This window comes from Dactylosporangium maewongense (assembly GCF_039531485.1).
Taxonomy (GTDB): domain Bacteria; phylum Actinomycetota; class Actinomycetes; order Mycobacteriales; family Micromonosporaceae; genus Dactylosporangium; species Dactylosporangium maewongense.
Genome location: NZ_BAAAQD010000022.1, coordinates 105,105 through 125,874 on the forward strand (window position 1 = coordinate 105,105; position 20,770 = coordinate 125,874).

The 20,770-nt window shown below is 73.4% G+C and carries 14 protein-coding genes; all 14 read left to right on the plus strand.

Going from position 1 to position 20,770, the window contains the following annotated elements; translation table 11 throughout:
- Positions 1-55: 55 nt before the first annotated feature.
- The 14 genes from argC to ABD332_RS42380 all read left to right on the plus strand — a co-directional run bounded on the left by argC (position 56) and on the right by ABD332_RS42380 (position 20,760).
- Complete coding sequence (argC, locus tag ABD332_RS42315; protein ID WP_344509526.1) at positions 56-1,036, plus strand: N-acetyl-gamma-glutamyl-phosphate reductase; 981 nt, start codon at positions 56-58, stop codon at positions 1,034-1,036.
- Positions 1,037-1,087: 51 nt separating this feature from the next.
- Positions 1,088-2,032 carry an acetylglutamate kinase gene (gene argB, locus ABD332_RS42320; RefSeq protein ID WP_344509528.1) on the plus strand — a complete coding sequence of 315 codons (945 nt, stop codon included), beginning with the start codon at positions 1,088-1,090 and terminating at the stop codon, positions 2,030-2,032.
- Positions 2,029-3,171, plus strand: coding sequence for a M20/M25/M40 family metallo-hydrolase (locus tag ABD332_RS42325; protein WP_344509530.1), 1,143 nt, complete (start codon positions 2,029-2,031; stop codon positions 3,169-3,171). The genes argB and ABD332_RS42325 overlap by 4 nt, the downstream gene beginning before the upstream one ends.
- On the plus strand, positions 3,168-3,992 hold the full coding sequence (locus ABD332_RS42330) for an SDR family oxidoreductase (RefSeq protein WP_344509532.1): 825 nt from the start codon (positions 3,168-3,170) through the stop codon (positions 3,990-3,992). The genes ABD332_RS42325 and ABD332_RS42330 overlap by 4 nt, the downstream gene beginning before the upstream one ends.
- A 93-nt stretch (positions 3,993-4,085) precedes the next feature.
- Entirely contained in the window at positions 4,086-8,624 is a 4,539-nt protein-coding gene (locus ABD332_RS42335; protein WP_344509534.1) for a non-ribosomal peptide synthetase, read from the plus strand.
- Between the two features lie 104 nt (positions 8,625-8,728).
- Positions 8,729-8,953, plus strand: a complete 225-nt coding sequence (locus ABD332_RS42340; RefSeq protein ID WP_344509536.1) for an MbtH family protein — start codon at positions 8,729-8,731, stop codon at positions 8,951-8,953.
- Position 8,954: 1 nt separating this feature from the next.
- Positions 8,955-14,390, plus strand: coding sequence for a type I polyketide synthase (locus ABD332_RS42345; RefSeq protein WP_344509754.1), 5,436 nt, complete (start codon positions 8,955-8,957; stop codon positions 14,388-14,390).
- 209 nt (positions 14,391-14,599) lie between these two features.
- Positions 14,600-15,358, plus strand: a complete 759-nt coding sequence (locus ABD332_RS42350) for a 2OG-Fe dioxygenase family protein (protein ID WP_344509538.1) — start codon at positions 14,600-14,602, stop codon at positions 15,356-15,358.
- A 12-nt stretch (positions 15,359-15,370) separates the two neighbouring features.
- Entirely contained in the window at positions 15,371-16,018 is a 648-nt protein-coding gene (locus ABD332_RS42355; RefSeq protein WP_344509540.1) for a hypothetical protein, read from the plus strand.
- Positions 16,015-17,052 carry a BtrH N-terminal domain-containing protein gene (locus tag ABD332_RS42360; protein WP_344509542.1) on the plus strand — a complete coding sequence of 346 codons (1,038 nt, stop codon included), beginning with the start codon at positions 16,015-16,017 and terminating at the stop codon, positions 17,050-17,052. Before ABD332_RS42355 ends, ABD332_RS42360 begins: the two co-directional genes overlap by 4 nt.
- Before the next feature lie 29 nt (positions 17,053-17,081).
- Positions 17,082-17,954, plus strand: coding sequence for a lysine biosynthesis protein LysX (gene lysX / locus ABD332_RS42365; RefSeq protein WP_344509544.1), 873 nt, complete (start codon positions 17,082-17,084; stop codon positions 17,952-17,954).
- Positions 17,951-18,667, plus strand: a complete 717-nt coding sequence (locus ABD332_RS42370; RefSeq protein ID WP_344509546.1) for a sulfotransferase-like domain-containing protein — start codon at positions 17,951-17,953, stop codon at positions 18,665-18,667. Before lysX ends, ABD332_RS42370 begins: the two co-directional genes overlap by 4 nt.
- Positions 18,668-18,751: 84 nt before the next feature.
- Positions 18,752-20,014: a cytochrome P450 gene (locus ABD332_RS42375; RefSeq protein ID WP_344509548.1), complete on the plus strand. Its 1,263-nt coding sequence runs from the start codon at positions 18,752-18,754 to the stop codon at positions 20,012-20,014.
- The gene (locus ABD332_RS42380) at positions 20,011-20,760 is read left to right on the plus strand and encodes a thioesterase II family protein (protein ID WP_344509551.1); all 750 of its coding nucleotides are present in this window, start codon (positions 20,011-20,013) and stop codon (positions 20,758-20,760) included. The genes ABD332_RS42375 and ABD332_RS42380 overlap by 4 nt, the downstream gene beginning before the upstream one ends.
- Positions 20,761-20,770 lie beyond the last annotated feature (10 nt).

Sequence of the window (20,770 nt, forward strand, 5' to 3'; positions counted from 1 at the left end):
CCCACGGCGGGCACCGTACACGCGACAAAGACTGCAGACGGAAAGGGGCGGCAGGGTGAAGGTGAGCGTCGTCGGCGCGGCCGGCTACACGGGTGGGGAGCTGCTCCGGCTGGTGCACGCGCACCCGGAACTGGACCTGGTGCAGGCCGTCTCCCGCCGGCACGCCGGCCGGCCGGTCGCGGAGGTGCACCCCAACCTGCACCATCTCGGCCTGACGTTCCACCCGCCGCAGGAGCTGGCCCCGGTCGACACCGCCTTCCTGGCGCTGCCCTCGGGAGCCTCGGCGGAGCTGGAGGCCGGCGTCGCCGAGCTGGCCGGCACGATCGTCGACCTGAGCCCGGACTTCCGGGCCGGCGCCAGCTCCGCGTCCGGCGACGTCTACCGGACCGGGCTGCCCGAGCTGTACGCCGACGAGCTGCCCGGCGCCGAGCGGATCAGCGTGCCCGGCTGCATGGCGACCGCCGCGATCCTCGCCCTGGCCCCGCTGAGCAAGGCGGGACTGGTCGCCGGTGACGTGGTGGTCGACGCGCGGACCGGCTCGTCCGGCTCCGGCGCCGAACCGGGCCCGTCGTCGCATCACGCGGAGCGCGGCAACGCGTTCAGAGTCTACAAACCCGCCGGGCACCGGCACGAGAAGGAGATCGCGGCGCACGCCAAGGTTCGGGCCCGCATGACCGTGACGGCCGTGCCGTCGGTCCGCGGCGCCCAGGTCGTCTGCCACGTCACGCCGCCGGAGCCGGTCGAGCGCCGGGACGTGCTGCGGGTGCTGCAGCGGGAGTACCGCGACCGCCCGTTCGTCCGGGTGGTGGCCCGCAGCCGCGGGGTGCACCGGCTGCCGGACCCGCAGTTCCTGTCCGGCACCAACTTCGTCGACGTCGGCTGCGCGGTCGACGAGGACGGCGGCCGGATCGTCGTGGTCGCCGCCCTGGACAACCTGGTCAAGGGCGCCGCCGGCGGCGGCGTGCAGAGCCTGAACGTGGCGCGCGGCCTGCCGGAGGACGCCGGCCTGGAGTTCCCGGGCCTGCACCCGGCCTGATCCGGCACGGCACACGAAGCGCAGGGCAAGCACAGAGGAGGTGAGCGGGGCATGGCACAGGATGCCGGACACACCCCCGGCGGGGTCATCGTGGTCAAGATCGGCGGCGGCTCCGACCCGGGACCGTTGCTCGACGAGGTCGCGGAGCTGGCCGCGGCCGGCACGCCCACCGTGCTGGTGCACGGCGGCGGCGCCGTCGCCGACCAGCTCGCCGACGAGCTCGGCATCGAACGCGAGGTCATCAGGTCACCCGACGGCACCCAGAGCCGGCGCACCGACCGCACCATGCTCTCGATCATCACCATGGCGCTGCTCGGGCGGGTCAAGCCCGAGCTGGTCAGCGGGCTGCGGGCACGCGGCGCGCGGGCGGTGGGCCTGAGCGGGGCGGACGGCGGGCTGGCGACCGCGTCCCGCAAGCCGGCCATCCGGTCGATCAAGGCCGGAAAGACCGTGCTGATCCGCGACGACCAGTCGGGGCGGATCGAGCACGTCGACCCCGCACCCGTGCGCGCGGTGCTGGAGCGCGGCGACGTCCCCGTGGTGTCCCCGCCGGCCAGCGACGCCGACGGCAATCTGCTCAACGTCGACGCCGACGAGATGGCGGCCCGGCTCGCGGTGGCGCTCGACGCCGATGCGCTGGTCCTGCTCACCGACGTCTCCGGGGTGTACGCCGACCCGGAAGACCCGGGCAGCAGGATCGCCGAGGTCGGCCCGCAGCACCTCGACGGCGACACCGTCTGCGGGCGGATGCGGCACAAGGTGCGGGCCGGGCTGCGCGCCAGCCTGACCGTCGCGCGCGTCGTCATCGGCGCCGCCGGGCAGCACCGGCCGATCCGCCAGGCCCTCGCCGGCGGCGGCAGCTCCCTGCGCGAAGCCGGCGGCGGCAGCTCCCTGCGCGAAGCCGGCGGCGGCAGCTCCCTGCGCGAAGCCGGCGGCGGCAGCTCCCTGCGCGAAGCCGGCAGCGGCAACGTCCTGCGCGAAGGCAGCGCCGCATGACCGCCGGCTGGGCCGTGCGCCGCACCCGCCCCGGAGTCCTGCGCGAGGACTACCCGGCGTGGCTGCTGCGCGCCGCGCTGAGCATCCCGTCGGTGTCCGGGCAGGAGCTGCCGCTCGCGGGCTTCCTGGCGGAGCAGATGGACACGCTCGGCTTCGACGCGCACGTCGACGAGGTCGGCAACGTCCACGGCGTCATCGGCCCCGCCGACGCCCCGACCGTGATGCTGCTCGGGCACATCGACACCGTCCCCGGGCAGGTCCCGGTCTGTCAGGTCGGCGACCTGCTGTACGGGCGCGGCTCGGTGGACGCCAAGGGCGCCTTCGTCACGATGATCTGCGCCGCCGCGCGCAGCCGGGACGTGCGGGTGCACGCCGTCGGCGCGGTCGGCGAGGAGGTCGCCGGCTCGCGGGGGGCGCGGCACGTGATGGAGACCGTCCCGCGCCCGGACGCCGTGGTCATCGGCGAGCCGAGCGGCTGGGACGGGGTCTGCCTGGGCTACAAGGGGCGCATCGGCCTCGGGTACGAGATGCACCAGCCGCCGCTGCACACCAGCAGCCCGGAGCCGACCGCGGTGGAGCGCGCCGCCCGCTGGGCCGGCGACGTGCAGGACTACCTGCGCGGGCTGTCGCCGGACCCCGATCCGGACCCGGTCGCGTTCGGCGTCGCCGCCGGCACGCTCATCCGCCTGTGCGGTGACCTCGCCGACGCCGAGGCGTTCCTGACCTGCCGCGTGCCGCCGGGCTTCGACTTCGCCGCCCTGGAGCGCTTCGCCCGCGGCCGCACGCACAGCCGGATCTGGGTCGACGAGCGGGTGCCCGGGGTGACCCGCACCCGGTCCGACCCGGTGGTGAGCCAGCTGCGCGCCGCGATCGCCGCGCAGGGCGCCCGGCCGACGTTCAAGCGCAAGGCCGGCACCTCCGACATGAACACCCTCGACCCGTGGGGCGTGCCGATGGCGGCCTACGGCCCCGGCGACGCCCACCTGGACCACACCACCGACGAACACATCCCGATCAGCGAGCTGTACCGCGCGATCGACGTCCTGACCGTCGCTCTGCCCCGGCTCGGGCGCCACCTGGCCGCGGCCCCGCCGGACACCGCACGCGCCCTCGCCGGTTCCCAACTTCTGGAGGCATGATGTTGCTGGACGGGAACGTCGCCATGATCACCGGCGCGGCCCGTGCGCTGGGCCGCTCCCACGCGCTGACCTTCGCCCGTGAGGGCGCCGACCTGATCCTCGTCGACCACTGCGACCCGCAGGCCGGGCCCTACCCGATGTCGGGCCGGCGCGACCTGGAGGAGACCGCCGACAAGTGCCGGCGCTTCGGCAGCCGGGTGCTGACCGGCGTCGCCGACGTGCGCGACCAGGCCGGCGTCGACAAGGTCGTCGACGAGGGCATGGAGGAGTTCGGCCAGATCGACGTGCTGCTCAACAACGCCGGCGTGCTCGGCCCCGGCGGCGTACGGGCGCACGAGCTGACCGAGGAGCAGTGGCAGCTGGCCCTGGACGTGAACCTCAGCGGCACGTGGCGCTGCTGCCGGGCGGTGCTGCCGCACATGGTCGAGCACGGCGGCGGCCGGATCGTGAACACCGCGTCCACCGGCGGGCGGGTCGCGTTCGAGATGTACTCCAACTACGTCGCCTCCAAGCACGGCGTGGTCGGGCTGACCAAGTCGATCGCGCTCGAGTACGGCCGGCACAACATCCGCGCGAACGCGGTCAGCCCCAGCACCGTCGCCGACGACGCGGAGCTCGGCACCCGCAGCACCCGCGCGGTCGCCGAGTCGATGGGCTCCGGCCTGGACGACTACGAGCGCCAGTCCGCGTCGCTGCACGCGATCGGCCGCCTCGTGAGCGCGGCGGAGGTGTCGGCGGCCTGCCTGTGGCTGGCCAGCCCCAACTCCGGCGGCGTCACCGGCACCGAGCTGGTGGTGGACGGCGGCTTCACCGCCCGCTGACCGAGAAACCCGACCCCGGACCCAGACGGAGCGGCTTCACCGCCCGCTGACCGAGGACCGGACCCCCACCCAGACGGATAGGAGTTGTCTGCCATGGACCAGTCCACCGACCTGCAGACCCGGCCCGACGCCGGCCTGGACGCCGCGCCCGCCGACGGCGCCGCCCCGTCCGACCTCGCCGCGCTGCGGTCCAGGCTGGCCGCGCTGCCCGCGCAGCAGCGCCGGCTGGTGGAGCGGATGCTGGCCCGTCAGGGTGCGGACCTCGGGATCACCCGCCGCGCCGCCGGCAGCGACGAGGCGCCGTGCTCCTTCGAGCAGGAGCGGCTGTGGTTCATGTACGAGCTGCTCACCCGCCGCGAGATCTTCCACGTCCCGGTCGCGCTGCGCATCGACGGCGACCTGCACGCCGAGTCGCTGCGCCGAGCGCTGCAGCAGCTCGCGCTGCGGCACGAGTCGCTGCGCACGGTCTTCCGGCAGCGCGACGGCAAGCCCTACCAGCTGGTCCTGGACCGGATGACGCTGCCGCTCGACGAGGTCGACTGCGGCGCCGAGGAGGACCCGGCCGGCACCGCGCGGCGGCTCGCCTCCGGCCTGGTCGTCGAGGACTTCGACCTCGCCGAGGGGCCGCTGGTGCGCTGCACCCTGTTCCGCATCGACGACACCACGCACCTGCTCGCGCTGGTCCAGCACCACATCGTGTCCGACAACTGGTCGCTGGGGATCCTGCTGGACGACCTCGGCCGGCTCTACGCCCGGGAGCGCGGCGTGCCGGTGGAGCTGGCCCCGCTCGACGTGCACTACCCGGACTTCGCCGAGTGGCAGCGGGCCACGGTGGACGGCGCGTCGATGCAACGGCTGCTGGAGCACTGGCGCGAGCGGCTCGACGGCGCCCCCGACGCCCTCGACCTGCCCACCGACCGGCCCCGTCCCGCGATCCGCGGCAGCCAGGGACAGTTCCAGCACGTCCGGTTCGGCGCCGACCTCGTCCAGGGGCTGCGCGACCTCGCCAAGCGGCACGACACCACGCTGCTCGGCGCGTTCCTCGCCGGCTACATCGCCTTCCTGTCCCGGCTGGTGCGCTCGGAGTCGCTGGTGGTGGGGGTACCGGTGGCCGGCCGCCCCCGCGCGGAGACGCAGCGGATGATCGGCTACTTCCTGAACTGGCTGCCGATCCACGTCCGGGTCGGGGACCGGCCGGACCTGAACACCCTGGTCCGCCGCACCGGCGCGGCGCTCGGCGAGGCCCTCGGCCACCAGGAGATCCCGTTCGACATGCTCGTCCGGGAGCTGCAGACGTCGCGCCGCCCCGGCGTGACCCCGATCTTCCAGACCTCGTTCTCGCTACGCGACGGCGCGCCGACCCCGCCGAGGATGCCCGGCGTCGAGGTGTCCTTCGCCGAGCTCGACGGCGGCGCGACGCACTACGACCTGATGGCCGAGCTGTGGTGCGAGGGCGACGAGGTCGTCGGCTACCTGCCCTTCGACGACGAGCTGCTCGACGCGTCCACGGTCGCGCGCTGGGCCCGCTGGCTGGAGACGCTGCTGCGGGCCGGCCTGGCGAACCCGGACGTCCCGGTCGCCGACCTGGAGATCCTCGCCGACGGCGAGCCGGCGGTCATCCCGGCGAAGGGGCTCACCGCCGCTCCGGCGGCGGCCACGCTGCACGGAGCGTTCGCCGCGCAGGCCGTCCAGCGGCCCGAGGCGGTCGCGGTCTCCGACGACGGGGAAAAGCTCACCTACGCGGAGCTTGCCGCCCGGGCCAACCGGATCGCGACCGCCCTGCGCGAGCGGGGTGAGGGGCCGGGCAGCATCGTCGGCCTCGTCCTGGAGCGCACCGTGGACCTGCCCGCCGCCGTCCTCGGCGTGCTGCAGGCAGGCGCCGCCTACCTGCCGATCGACCCGGAGAACCCGGCCGAGCGCACCGCCGACCAGTTCGCCGAATGCCGGGTGAGCACGGTGATCGTGACACCCGCGACCGAGAAGGCCATCGAGGGGGCGCGGCCGCTCGTGCTGGACTGGGCCGAGCTGCCCGAGGCGCCCGAACCGGTCACCGTCGACGTGCCCGCGAGCGCGCCCGCGTACGTGATCTACACGTCCGGCTCCACCGGCAAGCCCAAGGGCGTCCTCGTCGCGCACGAGCACGTGCTGCGGCTGCTGTCCGCCTGCGACGAGCACATGCGCTTCGGACCGGACGACGTGTGGACGCTGTTCCACTCCTACGCGTTCGACTTCTCCGTCTGGGAGCTGTGGGGTGCGCTGCTGCACGGCGGCCGGCTGCTCGTCGTGCCGCAGTGGGCGACCCGCGCGCCGGACGTGTTCGCCGAGCTGGTGCAGACCGAACGCGTCACCGTGCTGAGCCAGACGCCGTCCGCGTTCGGTCAAGTGAGCGCCGCGTTGCTGGAGCGCGGCGGTGAAACCGCCCTGCGGTACGTCGTGTTCGGCGGCGAGGCGCTCAACCACGCCGCGCTGCGCCCCTGGGTCGCCGCGCACGGCGACGCCCAGCCCGAGCTCATCAACATGTACGGCATCACCGAGACCACCGTGCACGTCACCTACCGTCGGGTGCGGGAGGCGGACCTGGCCGAGACCGCGTCGCTGATCGGCCCGCCGCTGCCGGACCTGTCGCTGTACCTCCTGGACGGCTCGCTGCGCCCGGTCGGCCCCGGCGTCCCCGGCGAGATCTTCGTCGGCGGCGACGGCGTCACCCACGGCTACGTCGCCAACCCGGCGCTGACCGCGCAGCGCATGCTGCCCGACCCGTTCAGCGGGCGGTCCGGCGCCCGGATGTACCGCAGCGGCGACCTCGCCGTGCACCGCGACGACGGCGAGCTGCTGTACCTCGGCCGCGGCGACGACCAGGTGAAGGTGCGCGGCCACCGGATCGAGCTCGGCGAGGTGCAGGCCGCCCTGGCCGCCCTCGACGACGTCGCCCGGGCCGCAGTCGTCCTCGAACGCGACCGGGTCGGCGCCGCCACCCTCGCCGGGTACGTCGTGCCCGCCGGCGAGGCGAGCCCGAGCGGCTCCGCGATCCGCCGCGCGCTGCTGCGGACTCTGCCGGAGTGGATGGTGCCGGCGACGGTCACCGTGCTGGACGAGCTGCCGCTGACCCGCAACGGCAAGCTCGACCGGCAGGCGCTCGCCGGCCGCCGCGACCAGGGCACGAGCACCGGCCCGCGCGGCGAGACGCCGGCGGACGGGACCGCGAAGGAGCTCGCCGCGATCTGGCAGGACCTGCTCGGCGTGCCCGCGGTGGGCACCGAGGACAATTTCTTCGAGCTCGGCGGCCACTCGCTGATGGTGATGCACATGGTCGCCCGGATCCGCACGTCGCTCGGCGTGGACATGCCGATGGAGACCCTGTTCCGCACGCCGCAGCTGCAGCCGCTCGCCGAGGCAGTCGACGAGGTCCGCGCCGGCACCACCGTGGCCCCCGCCGCCGGTTTCGGCGACGACATCGCGACGATGCGCGCCGAGATCGCCGGGCGGGTCGCCGGGATCCCGCGGCCGGGGGAGCGCCCCGCCGCCGACCGCAGTGTCGTGCTGCTCACCGGCGCGACCGGGTTCGTCGGCCGGTTCGTCCTCGCCCGGCTGCTCGACGGCGGCGACTGCGCGCGGGTCGTCTGCCTGGTGCGCGGCGGGGAACGCCGCCGCGACGACCTGGTCGACGGGATGACCGCCCTCGGGCTGTGGCGCCCGGAGCACGCCGCCCGGGTGGAGCTCGTCGACGGCGACATCGCCGCGTCGCGGCTCGGGCTGTCCCGCGCCGACCACGACCGGCTCGCCGGCGAGGCGGGGCGCATCGTGCACACCGCCGCGTGGGTCAACCACGTCTACCCGTACGAGCAGCTGGCCGCCGCCAACACGCACAGCTTGGCCGGCCTGCTCGAGCTGGCCGCCGCCGGCCGCCGCGCCGCGCTGACCGTGGTGTCGACCAGCTCGGTGTTCGACTCCGCCGGCTATCCGGCCGGCGGGACCGTGCCGCCCGGCCCGCTGCACACGCTGCCGTCGACAGCGAACGGCTACGTGCGGTCCAAGGCGGTCGCCGAGCTGTACCTCGAGCACGCCGCCGAGCTGGACGTGCCCGCCGCGGTGGTGCGGATCCCGAGCGTCTTCGGCGACCAGGAGCGCTTCCAGATCAACGCGGCCGACGCCGTGTGGAGCTGGTCGCGGGCGATGATCGAGACCGGTCAGCACCCGGAGAGCTTCGCCCTGGAGGGCAACGAGCTCTTCCAGGCGCTGCCCGCCGACGCCGCCGCGGAGGCGGTGCTGCTGGCCGGCGACGGCCACGTCACGGCGGGCGCCCGCTATGTCGACGCCGTCCCCGCGACCGTCGGCAGCACCCGAGACCTGGTGGACGCGATCCGCGCCGCCGGACACGAGCTGCGGTCCTGCCCGGACCGCGAATGGTACGAGCGGGTGGCGGGCCTGGACCCCGAGCGGGTCTGGGTGGCCGGCATCGCCGGCCCGGTCGCCGCCCAGCTGGCGGCGGACCCGTCCGCCGCCGCACCCCGGACGCTGCGCCGCTGCACCGCCCCTTCCGGTGCGGGCGAGCTGAGCGAGCTGCTGCGGACCCGGGCGCTGCACACCCCGGCGCACCTGGCCGGGTACATCCGGACGCTTGACGCGTCCTGAACTGCCGGCCGGGACCTGTGTCCCGGAACCGGAACACGCAGGAACGGACCGGGAGGATGCCCAGCCCCTGCACGGCCGAAACGGACGAGACCGAAACGATGGGAGTGACAGTGAGCACGGACGAGCGCACGTATCTCGTGGTGCGCAACCACGAGGACCAGTACTCGATCTGGCCCGCCGGGCAGGACGTCCCGGACGGCTGGGCCACCGAGGGCTTCGACGGCCCGAAGGACGACTGCCTCGCGCACATCGCCGAGGTATGGACCGACCTGCGCCCGCTGAGCCTGCGCCGCGCGGTCGTCGCCGAAGGAGGTGTTCACGTTGGCTGAGATGGTGCACACGCCGGAGACCACGAACCCCGAAAACACCGAAGAGCCGCTCGCGGTGATCGGCATGAGCTGCCGCTTCGCCCCCGACCTCGACACACCCGGACAGCTGTGGGAGTTCCTGCGGGCCGGGCGCAGCGCCGTCGGCGAGATGCCCGCCCGGCGGTGGGACCCCTACGAGGCCGACCCGAAGAGCCGCGCGATCCTGCGCCAGACGACCCGCAAGGGCTCGTTCATGCAGGACATCGAGGGCTTCGACGCGGAGTTCTTCCAGATCACCCCGCGCGAGGCGGAGTACATCGACCCGCAGCAGCGGATCATGCTGGAGATGGCCTGGGAGGCGCTGTGCGACGCCGGGCTGCCGCCGACCTCGCTCGCCGGCACCGACGCCGGTGTCTACGTGGCCGCGAACACCAACGACTACGGCCGCCGGCTCCTGGAGGACCTGGACCGCACCGGCGCCTGGGCCGTGAACGGCACCACCTTCTACGGCATCGCCAACCGGATCTCGTACTTCCTCGACGCGCACGGTCCGAGCATGGCGGTCGACACCGCGTGCGCCGGGTCGCTGACCGCGCTGCACGTCGCGTGCCAGGCCCTGCGCACCGGCGAGACCAGCGTCGCGATCGTCGGCGGCATCAACATCATGTCGTCGCCGGCGCTCGTGGTGGCGCTCGACGCGGCGTCCGCGACGTCGCCGGACGGGCGCAGCAAGGCGTTCGACAAGGCCGCCGACGGCTACGGCCGCGGTGAGGGCGGCGGCGTCGTCGTCCTCAAGCGCCTGTCCGACGCCGTCCGCGACGACGACCCGATCTACGGGCTCGTCATGGGCAGCGGTGTGTTCCAGGACGGCCGCTCCGACGGCATGATGGCCCCCAACAGCGAGGCCCAGCAGCGGATGCTGCAGGAGACCTACGAGCGGGCCGGCATCGACCCCAACACGGTGCAGTACGTCGAGGCGCACGGCACCGGCACCCAGCTGGGCGACACGGCCGAGGCGAAGGCCATCGGCAGCGTCTTCGGCCCCAGCCGGGACAGCGACGACCCGCTGCTGATCGGCACCCTCAAGCCCAACGTCGGGCACGTCGAGGCCGCCTCCGGCATCGCCGGCGTCATCAAGGTGCTGCTCGGCATGCAGCACGGTGAGCTGCCGCCCAGCCCGCACGAGGAGGTCAACCCCGAGCTGGGCCTGGACGACAACCGGATGCGCCTGGTCGGCGAGCCGACCCCGTGGCGCGCCGGTGCGCACGGCCGCCGCGCCGGTGTCTCCAGCTACGGCGTGGGCGGCTCGATCGCGCACGCCATCCTGCAGCAGGCCCCGGCGACCCGCCCGTCCGCCAACGGCCACGGCGGCGACAGGACCGCCCGCCCGTGGGTCTTCCCGATCTCGGCCGCCTCGGAGCAGGGCGTGCGCGGGCTGGCCGGCGCGGTCGCCGACTGGGTCCGCACCAACCGCGGCGCCGACCTCGACTCGCTCGCCCACACGCTGACCGAGCGCCGCTCGCACCTGGCCCGCCGGGCCGCGGTGGTGGCCGCCGGCGCCGACGAGCTCATCGAGGCCCTCGACGCGCTCGCCGACGGCGAGCACTCGCCCGACGCCGTCACCGGCGCCGCGCGCGCGTTCGGTGACAGCGGCGCCGACGGACCCGTCTGGGTGTTCTCCGGGCACGGCGCGCAGTGGGCCGGGATGGGTCAGGAGCTGCTCACCACCGAGCCGGCGTTCGCCCGCGTGATCGACGAGCTGGGCCCGGTCTTCGCCGAGGAGCTGGGCTGGACCCCGCGCGAGGCGATCGACGCCGGCGGCCCGTGGACGGTGACCCGCACCCAGGCGATGACCTACGCGATGCAGGTCGCGCTCGCCGAGGTGTGGTCGGAGCTGGGCCTGGTCCCCGGCGCGATCATCGGGCACTCCGTCGGCGAGATCGCCGCCGCGGTCGCCGCCGGCAGCCTCGACCGGATCGACGCGGCACGCTTCGCCTGCCGCCGGGCCAAGGCCCTCGAGCAGGTCGCCGGGCAGGGCGCGATGGCGATGGTGCCGATGGCGTTCGCCGACGTCGAGCAGCGGCTGGCGGGCCGCGACGGGGTCGTCGCCGGCATCGCCGCCAGCCCACTGTCCACAGTGGTCTCCGGCGACATCGACGCGGTCGAGGCGTTCGTGGCGGAGCTGTCGGGCGAGGGCATCCAGGCCCGCAAGGTCAACACCGACGTCGCCTTCCACTCACCGCACGTGCGGGGCGAGGTCCTGGCGGAGGTCGGCCGGGCCGCGGCACAGCTGCACGCCCGCCCGCCGCAGGTGACGCTGTACAGCACGGCGATGGCGGACCCGCGCTCCGGCGCCGCCCGCGAGGGCGACTACTGGGCCACGAACCTGGCCGACCCGGTGCGCTTCCACCAGGCCGTGCGGGCCGCGCTCGACGACGGCGCCCGGGTGTTCCTGGAGGTGTCCTCGCACCCGGTCGTGGCGCACTCGATCAGCGAGACCGCGATCGACGCCGGCGTCTCCGACGCGCAGGTCGCCATCACGCTGCGCCGGGAGCAGCCGGAGCAGCGCACCGTCCTGACCAACCTGGCCCGCCTGCACTGCCTGGGCAGCCCGGTGCGCTGGTCGTACGCGGGCGAGCTCGTCGACGTGCCGGCCGTACGGTGGCAGCACAAGCCGTTCTGGATCTTCCCGGACACGCCGTCCGAGCACGCGGGCGTCGGCCACGACCCGGAGAAGCACACGCTGATCGGCGGGCACACCACCGTCGCCAGCGCCCCCGTGCAGCGGGTCTGGCAGACCGAGCTGAACATGGACAACCGGCCCTACGCGCAGTCGCACAAGGTCGTCGGCGTGGAGACGGTGCCGGCCTCGGTGGTGCTCAACTCGTTCATCGGTGCCGCCGCCGGTGACGGCGACGTGCCCTACGGGCTGCGCGACATCGTGTTCCGCATCCCCCTCGCCGCGCACCCGACCCGCATCGTGCAGGTCGTCATGGAGCAGGACAAGGTCCGGCTCGCCAGCCGCATCAAGCGCGAGGACGGCGCCGGCGGTGCCGGTGGCGGCGTCCGGGACGACGAGTGGCTGACCCACACGACCGCGACCGTCGTGCCGGAGCCCGAGGTCGGCACCACGCCGTTGGAGGACGTGGACACGATCCGTGCCCGCTGCCCGGTGTCGTGGACGTGGGCGAAGGTCGACGGCATCTTCCGCGCGATGGGTGTCGACGGCTACACGTTCCCGTGGGTCGTCGAGGAGCTGCTGCGCGGCGACGACGAGCAGATCGCGACGGTCACCGTCGACCACACGCCGAAGCTGCACCCGTCGAGCTGGACCGCGGTTGTCGACGCCGCCCTCACCGCCAGCGGCGTGCTGGTGATGACCGAGGACTCGACCGTGCTGCGGACCTGCTCGCACCTGGAGTCGCTGCAGTTCAAGGGCGCGCCGCCGCCGCGGATCTTCGTGCACACCACGCGGGACCCGCGCACGCCGGACACCATCAACATGCAGGTGGCCGACGAGACCGGCACCGTCGTGTGCGAGGCCCGCGGGCTGCGCTACGTCAAGGTGCAGGACATCGGCTCGGGTGCGGTCGGCCCGCGCGACCTGGTGCAGGAGCTGACCTGGGAGCCGGTCGAGGTGCGCGCCGACGCGCCGCAGCCGCGGCAGGCGCTGCTCCTCGGGCAGCCTGAAGGCGGTTCCGCGCTCGTCGACGCGCTCAACGCCCGCGGTGTCGAGACCCGCGCGACGACGGACCCGGCCGCGATCGGTGACGGCCTGCTGGCCGGCGGCGACGTGGTGATCGTGGCCCCGCCGGCGCTGCTGCCGGACGAGGCGCCCGAGCAGGCGGCCCGCCGCTGCGCGCAGGCGCTCGTCGACGCCGTCCAGCGGGTCGCCGCGATCGAGGACGAGCAGAAGCGGCCCACCATCTGGGCGCTGACCCGTGGGGTCCGGCAGGGCGGCACGGAAGGCGCGCTGGCGCACGCCCCGCTGTGGGGCGCGGGCCGGATCGTCGCCGGTGAGCGGCCCGACCTGTGGGGCGGCACCGTCGACGTGGACGGCAGCGTCGATCTGGCGTCGGTCGCCGGCGTCATCGGTGCGCTGCCGCCCAACGAGGACGTGCTGTCCAGCACGGCGGACGGGCTGTCCGCGGCCCGGCTGCGCCGGCTGGAGCGGCCCGCCGAGCGGGAGCCGGTGGACTGCCGTCCCGACGGCACCTACCTGGTCACCGGTGGTCTCGGCGCGCTCGGTCTGGAGGCCGCGCGGCACCTGGTCGAGCAGGGCGCCCGCCGCCTGGTGCTGGTCGGCCGCCGCGGGCTGCCGCCGCGCTCGGAGTGGGACGGCGTGACCGACCCGGCCGTGGCCGCACAGATCGCCGAGGTCGTCGCCCTGGAGGCGGCGGGTGCCACGGTACGGGTGCTGCGGCTGGACATCTCCGACCCGGAGGCGACCGCCAAGGCCCTCGACCCGGGCTCGCTGGACATGCCGGCCGTGCGCGGCATCGTGCACTGCGCCGGCGTGGTCTCCGACGCCCTGGTGGAGAAGACCAGGGCGGAGAACCTCGACACCACCATGGGACCGAAGGCCGACGGCGCGATGGTCCTGCACCGGCTGTACCCGGCCGGCACGCTGGACTTCTTCACGATGTTCTCCTCGTGCGGGCAGTTCGCCCGGCTCACCGGCCAGGTCAGCTACGCCTCGGCGAACTCGTTCCTGGACGCGCTCGCCGCGCTGCGGCGCTCGCAGGGCGAGATCGGCTCGACGAGCTTCGCGTGGGCGCAGTGGATCGGCCGCGGCATGGGCGAGACCACCGGCAAGGCCACGATCCTCGAGGCCGAGTCGCGCGGCCTGGGCGGCATCACCGTCAGCGAGGCGCTGCGCAGCTGGAGCTACGCGGACCGCTACGCGCTGCCGTACGTCACCGTCATGCGGGTCATGCCCGGCCACACCCTGCCCGTGTTCTCGCAGCTGTCGGTGACCGACGCCGCGGCGGAGAACACCGGCGGCGGCGCGGTCGACTGGGCGACGGTCCCCGCGGACGAGCTGGTGGAGAAGGTGACGGCGGAGACGCACGAGCAGGTCGCCGCCGAGCTGAACCTGGCGCCGGAGGACATCGCGATCGACCGGCCGCTGCTGGAGCTCGGGGTCGACTCGGTGCTCACCGTGGCGCTGCGGGTGCGGCTGCACCGCACGTTCGCGGTGGATCTGCCGCCGACGATCCTGTGGAGCAACCCGACGGTCCGCGCCCTCGCCGAGTTCCTCGCGGGCGAGGTCGGCGGCGCGGCGGAAGAGCCGGCTCAGGAGTCGGCACAGGAACAGGCAAAGGGGGAGGCCCAGGACGCGGCTGCCGGGGGCGCCTCGGAGACGCCTCCTTCCGAGGGGCCCGGGACCGACGGGACGCCGAGCCTGACCAGGCAGGTGCCCCCGGTCCGGGCGGAGACCCCGGTAGCCGCCGCATGAGACGGGACCGGGACGGTGATGACCTCGCCGTCCCGGTCCCACCGGGCCCGGGACGGTGCGACCCACCAGTCCCGGGCCCGTCGTATCAGCGAAGATGCTCCGACAGTCAACAAGACACGATGTAGAGTTCATAGTATTCTCTAGGCATTGACTGTAGAGCCCCCGAGTGTGCGTATACGCCCACGTCGACCCATCGAGGGGAGCCACTGATGGACAGTTCCGAGGACCTCCGCGCCGGTGACGTCGCGCGTCACGGTTGGGCACACGGCCGGCTGCCGCTGCCCACCGAAGGAGACGACTGGCACCGCTTCACGGCCGCCTGGGACGACCTGGTCCCGGACGCCTACCTCGGCCCCGCGCGGTGCCGCCGCAACCGCCGCTACGGCCGCGTGCTCGCCCACCGCGACGGCACGCTGGAACCGCTGCTGGGCACCGAGTTCTTCCAGAGCAAGCAGATCAACCGGGCGTTCGGCGACCAGCTGCGCGTCTTCGAGCCGCTGACCGACAAGGCCCTCACCAGCTGCCGCTTCAGCGAGATCCTGCAGGAGTCGGTCGGCCTGGTGAACGAGGCGGCCGGCGACCGCGACTGGGAGCTCGGTGTCCACTTCATCCGGGTGATCGCCGAGCCCGACGAGGGTTCGGAGCCCGCGCCGGAGGGCCGGCACTCCGACGGGCACGAGTACGTGGCGATCCACCTGATCGGCCGGCACCACTGCGTCGGCGGCGAGAGCCAGGTCTTCCGCCGCGGCGAGGAGCGGGTCGAGCACAGCGTCACCATGACCGAGCCGCTCGAGGCGCTGGTGCTGTCCGACACGACGATGGAGCACGCCGTCAGCGAGATCCGCACCGAGGACCGGTCCGTGCCCGGCTGGCGCGACACGATGATCGTCGACTTCAACACCGTGCAGGACCTCACCGAGGTGAACGGGCGCACGCACAGCTCCCTGCAGGCACTGTCGCTGTTCTGATTGGAGGGTTCGATGAGCAGCCAGGTTTCCAGCGCTCCCGGCCGTGTCGTGCGGCGGCTGCCGGCCTCGACGGCGCGCCCCGAGTTCTGCCTGATCGGCATCGACGACCTGCTCAACAACCGGGCGACGACGAGCGTCGAGGACCTCGGGCTCGGCCGGCTCAACGCGTGGGGCAACTCGTTCCCCGCCGGGGAGCTGCCCGCGCCGCGCACGGTGATCGAGGTTGCCGGCATCCCGTTCGTGTGGCCCGACGTCCACGCCGGCGGCGACAACGTCCGCGCCGAGGGGCAGGTCATCGAGGTCCCGCCGGGCCGCTACGACTGGATCTACCTGCTGGCCGCCTCCGAGCGGCGCAGCGAGGACATCCTCTGGGCGCACTACGAAGACGGATACGCCGACCCGCTGCGGGTGGGTGTCTCGGACTTCCTGGACGGCACGCCCGCGTTCGGCGAGGAGCCCGCGTTCAAGACCGGGAAGATGCACTACCCGCACCACGTACAGCAGGGGCTGCCGACGACGATGTGGCTGTCGCGGATCGGGATGCCGCGCCACGGCGTCGCCACCGCGCTGCGCCTGCCGCGCCTGGTCGCCCTGCACGTCTTCGCGGTCACGCTGGTGACCGGCGTCGACGTCCGGCTCGCGGGCGGTGTCGCCGCATGATGTCGACCCGCACCCTCGACGAGGTCCGGCTGTGGACCCGCGACCTCGGCAGCTGCCTGCACGGCACGCTCGCGACCGTGCTCCTGCACGACGGGCACGACCCGGTCACCGTGCTGGGCGCGCCGTGGGAGTTCCGCCGCAAGGCCGGCGCCTGGACCACCGAGGAGTACTACTACCACGCCGAGCCGGACTCCCTCGCCAAGCGGCTCGCGCTCTTCCACCCCTTCGAGTCGAGCTGGCACCGGAGCACCTCGCAGGATGGAGACGGCCTGGACGAGCTGCGCGACGCGCTCGCGGCCGGGGTGCTGCCGATCGCCGCGGTGGACAACTTCCACCTGCCGTTCCGGCCCGCCTTCCACGACGTGCACGCCGCGCACCTGCTGGTGGTGTGGCGGATCACGGACACCGAGGTGTTCGTGTCCGACGCCCAGCCGCCGGCGTTCCAGGGCCCGATCCCGATCGCGGACTTCATGGCGAGCTGGGGCTCGGCGAACCCCGCCGACGACGGCGACGTGTTCTTCAGCGCCAGCCCCAGCGACCGCCGGTGGCTGCACGCGAGCATGCGGGGACCCGTGCCGGAGCCGGACCGCGCATGGACCGCGGACGTCATCCGGGAGAACGTCGCCCGCTTCCGGCGGCCGTCGGAAGGCGACACCCTGTCCGGGGTGGACGGCCTGCGCGACTACCTCGACGAGCTGTGCGCGCTGCCGCCCGGGTCCGGCGCGGCCGAGGTCGCGCTCAGCGAGCTGTACGTGATCAGCTGGAACATCCAGGCGCAGGCGGGCCTGCACGCGGAGTTCCTGCGCCGGCAGGGCCTCGCCCTGCAGAGCCTCGACCTCACGGAGGCCGCCGCGCGGGTGAACGCCGTCGCGCACGGCTGGACCGGCGTGCGGATGACCGGCGCCCACTCGCGGGTCTGGGACCGGCACCGCCCCGCCGAGCTGCGCGCCCACAGCACCGAGCTGCTCCGCCGCCTCGAGGTCGCCATCGAGCAGCTGGACCGCACCGCGGACGCCCTGTCCCGGAGGGCCTGAACGCCGCCGGGCCGATCAGAGAGGCCATCGTGGACACCACAGACATGCCGATCGCCGTCGTCGCCTCCCGGGTCCGCCGGGAGGAGCGGCTGATCCTGCAGACCCTGCAGGCGCGCGGGGTCAACCACGAGCACGTGGACCCCCGGAAGCTGACGGTCATGCTCGCCGACGGGCGCCCGCCGTTCCGTGCGGCGCTCATGCGCGAGGTCAGCCACAGCCGCGCCGCGTCGGTCGCCTCGACCCTGGACGCGCTCGGCGTCCCCACGCTCAACCGCCCGCCGGTGCTGGAGACGTGCGGTGACAAGCTGCGCACCACCCTGGCGTTCCACAACGCCGGCCTGCCGATCCCGCAGGCCGCCGTGGCCTGGGGCACCGGCGCCGCACTGGAGGTCATGCCGAAGCTCGGCTACCCCCTCGTGGCGAAGCCGGTGACCGGCTCGTGGGGTAACCTGACGGCGCGGGTCCACGACGAGGAGCAGGGCCAGGCGATCCTGGAGCACCGCGCCGCGCTGCCCAACCCGCAGCAGCACGTGTACTACCTGCAGGAGCACATCGACAAGCCGGGCAAGGACATCAAGTCCTACGTGGCCGGCGACGAGGTGGTCTGCGCGATCTACAAGAACGCCGTCGACGACTGGCGCACCAACACCGCGATCGGCGGCGCGCCGACGCCGTGCCCGATCACCGACGAGCTCAACGAGCTCGCCGTGGCCGCCGCGCACGCGGTCGGCGGCGGCTTCCTCGGCGTCGACATCCTCATCGACCAGGAAGGCCGCCTGTTCGCCAACGAGGTGAACCACACGCCGGAGTTCCACGGCGCCATCGACGCCACCGACGTGGACGTCGCGGGCTGCATCGTCGACTGGGCGCTCGGCACCATCGAGGAGGTCGAGTCGGTATGACCCAGTCGTTGCTGGCACTGTGGAGCGCGCCGCGCTCGCGGTCCACCGTGTTCTTCCGGATGATGCTGGAGCGCGACGACCTTCTCGCCGTGCACGAGCCCTTCTGCAACATCGCCAACGACGGCCGCACCGAGGCCGGTGACCGCGTCGCGCGGACCCCCGACGAGCTGATGGACGTGCTGCTGGACCTGTCGGCGGGCGCGATGGTCTTCTTCAAGGACACCACCGACTGCCGCTACGACGAGGTCTTCGCCCGCGAGGACTTCCTCAAGGGCGCGCGGCACGCGTTCCTGCTGCGGGACCCGCGCGAGATCATCCCGTCCTACGCGGCGATCCGCCCCGAGATGGCGCTGCACGAGGTCGGCGTCGAGTACCTGCACCGCATCCATCAGACGGTGCTCGACGCGGGCGGCGAGCCGATCGTCATCGACTCCGACGACCTCGTCGACCGTCCGGGGGCGACGGTGCGGGCGTACTGCGACGCCGTGGGCCTGCCGTTCAGCGAGGACGTCCTGCAATGGCAGCCGGGGGAGCGACCCGAGTGGCGGCAGTCGGCGCGTTGGCACACCGACGTCAGCGAGAGCTCCACCGTCCGGCGCACCGAGCGCGCCTACGAGCGGACGGTCGAGACGGATCCCTTGCTGCGCCGCTACTACGAGCACCACCTGCCGTTCTACGAGCAGCTGTTTCATCGACGGATCCGGGTTCCCTGAGTTGCCGCACACATACTGCGCAGTTACTGTTGCCTTGGGCGACAGTCGACACATACGACACTCCGCCAGCGAAAGGCATGGTTGATGATCATCTCAACGCCGCCGTTCTGTCCGGTGCAGTTCGACGACCCCGATCTGCTCGACTCCGCATTCCACGCCGTGACGGACATGCATGCGCTGTGGGCGCACCTGCGTGAGGTGGCGCCGGTCTACAAGGCGGACCCCGGCGGCGGCCGGGAGCCGTTCTGGGTGGTGACCCGGCACGACGACGTCACCCGCGTGCTGCGCACCCCGACCGAGTTCTCCTCCCGGCGCGGCACGATCCTCAGCGTCCTGGACCTGAACACGCCCGACATCGCCACCGACGACATGCTCGCCGACACCGACCCGCCGCGCCACGGCGAGCTGCGCAAGCCGCTCAACCCGGCGTTCGCGCCGGAGCTGGTCGAGACGCACGACGAGCTGATCCGCGGGCTGGCCCGCGACGCGATCCGGCGGGCGATCGACAAGGACGTCCACGACATCGCCCACGACACGATGATGTTCGCGATGTCGATCACCGGCACGCTGATGGGGCTGCCCCCGCAGGACTGGGAGCACCTCATGCACGTGGTGATGATGACGATCGCGTACGAGGACCCGACCTACGCCTCCGGCAACGCGATGTCGACCGTCCGGCAGGCCCGGCACCAGATGTTCGAGGCGTTCCGCGAGCAGTTCGCGAAGCGCGAGCGCGGCGCCGAGAACCCCGACGCGATCGGCAGGATGCGCAACATGGACCTGACCGAGGGTCCGATGTCGGAGCAGCAGGCGATGGTCAACGGGTACGTGCTGCTCATCGGCGCCAACGTGACGACGCCGCACACGCTGTGCACCCTGTTCAACCAGTGGGCCGAGCACCCGGAGCAGTTCGAGCGGCTGCGCGACAACCGCGACGACATCCAGATCGCCCTCGCCGAGGTGCTGCGCTGGGCGTCGCCGGTCACCGCGCTCATGCGCTACGCCATCCAGGACGTGGAGCTGCAGGGGCAGACCATCAAGGCCGGCGACCCGGTCAGCGCGTGGCTCGGCTCCGCCAACCGCGACGAGCGGGTCTTCAAGGACCCGTACACCTTCGACCTGACCCGCCGGCCCAACCGGCACCTCGCGTTCGGCGTCGGCCCGCACTACTGCATCGGTGCCGGGATGGCGAAGGTGACGCTGCAGATCTTCATCGAGGAGATGCTCGACCTGGTCGACACCGTCGAGATCGCCGGCGAGGTCCAGCACGTCGCGTCGCACTTCGTGCCCGGGTACAAGAGCCTGCCGGTGCGCTTCACGCCGCGGAAGGTGGCGGCCGCGCTGTGAGCATCCCGCAGACCACCGCGCCGTGGTTCGACCAGCGGTTCCGGTCGGTCACCGCGACCCACAGCCTCTACTGCTTCCCGTTCGCGGGCGGCTCCGCCACCTACTACGCCGCCTGGGAGAAGTACTTCACCGGGCGGATCGAGCTGGTGCCGGTGCAGCTGCCGGGGCGCGGCGCCCGGATGGCCGAGCAGCCCGTCAGCGACCTGGCCGGCCTTGCCGACGACCTCGCCGAGGTGATCGCCGGCGAGCCGACCGAGACCGTGCTCTTCGGGCACAGCATGGGCGCCATCCTCGCCTTCGAGGTCGCCCGCCGGCTCAAGACCGCCGGGCGTCCCGTGCGGCACCTGTTCGTGACGGGCCGGCCCGCGCCGCCGATCGTGCGCCCGCGGGAGCCGGTCAGCGACCTGCCGCGGGCCGAGTTCATCGAGATGCTGCGCGACTACGGCGCCGCCGACAACGCGGTCTTCGAGCACGACGACCTGCTGGACCTGCTGATGCCGATGCTCCGGGCGGACTTCTCGATGATCGAGCGCTACCGGATGGCGCCCGGACCGCAGCTGTCGTGCCCGGTCACCGCCTGGTGCGGCGACAGCGACCCGGGCGTGCCGCCGTCGGCGATGGCCCCGTGGGGCGAGCAGACGTCGGGGGCGTTCGCGCTCTCGGTCCTGCCCGGCGGGCACTTCTTCCTCACCGAGCACCACGCCCGGATCGTGCGGGAGGCCCACGCCGCACTCCGTGGCGTCTGACGCGTTCTGA

Coding starts and splice junctions, on each gene's coding strand:
- ABD332_RS42345 (WP_344509754.1), top strand. CDS start 8,955: ATGGTGCACACGCCGGAGACCACGAACCCCGAAAACACCGAAGAGCCG.
- ABD332_RS42370 (WP_344509546.1), top strand. CDS start 17,951: ATGACCCAGTCGTTGCTGGCACTGTGGAGCGCGCCGCGCTCGCGGTCC.
- ABD332_RS42330 (WP_344509532.1), top strand. CDS start 3,168: ATGATGTTGCTGGACGGGAACGTCGCCATGATCACCGGCGCGGCCCGT.
- ABD332_RS42350 (WP_344509538.1), top strand. CDS start 14,600: ATGGACAGTTCCGAGGACCTCCGCGCCGGTGACGTCGCGCGTCACGGT.
- ABD332_RS42325 (WP_344509530.1), top strand. CDS start 2,029: ATGACCGCCGGCTGGGCCGTGCGCCGCACCCGCCCCGGAGTCCTGCGC.
- ABD332_RS42375 (WP_344509548.1), top strand. CDS start 18,752: ATGATCATCTCAACGCCGCCGTTCTGTCCGGTGCAGTTCGACGACCCC.
- ABD332_RS42355 (WP_344509540.1), top strand. CDS start 15,371: ATGAGCAGCCAGGTTTCCAGCGCTCCCGGCCGTGTCGTGCGGCGGCTG.
- argB (WP_344509528.1), top strand. CDS start 1,088: ATGGCACAGGATGCCGGACACACCCCCGGCGGGGTCATCGTGGTCAAG.
- ABD332_RS42360 (WP_344509542.1), top strand. CDS start 16,015: ATGATGTCGACCCGCACCCTCGACGAGGTCCGGCTGTGGACCCGCGAC.
- ABD332_RS42335 (WP_344509534.1), top strand. CDS start 4,086: ATGGACCAGTCCACCGACCTGCAGACCCGGCCCGACGCCGGCCTGGAC.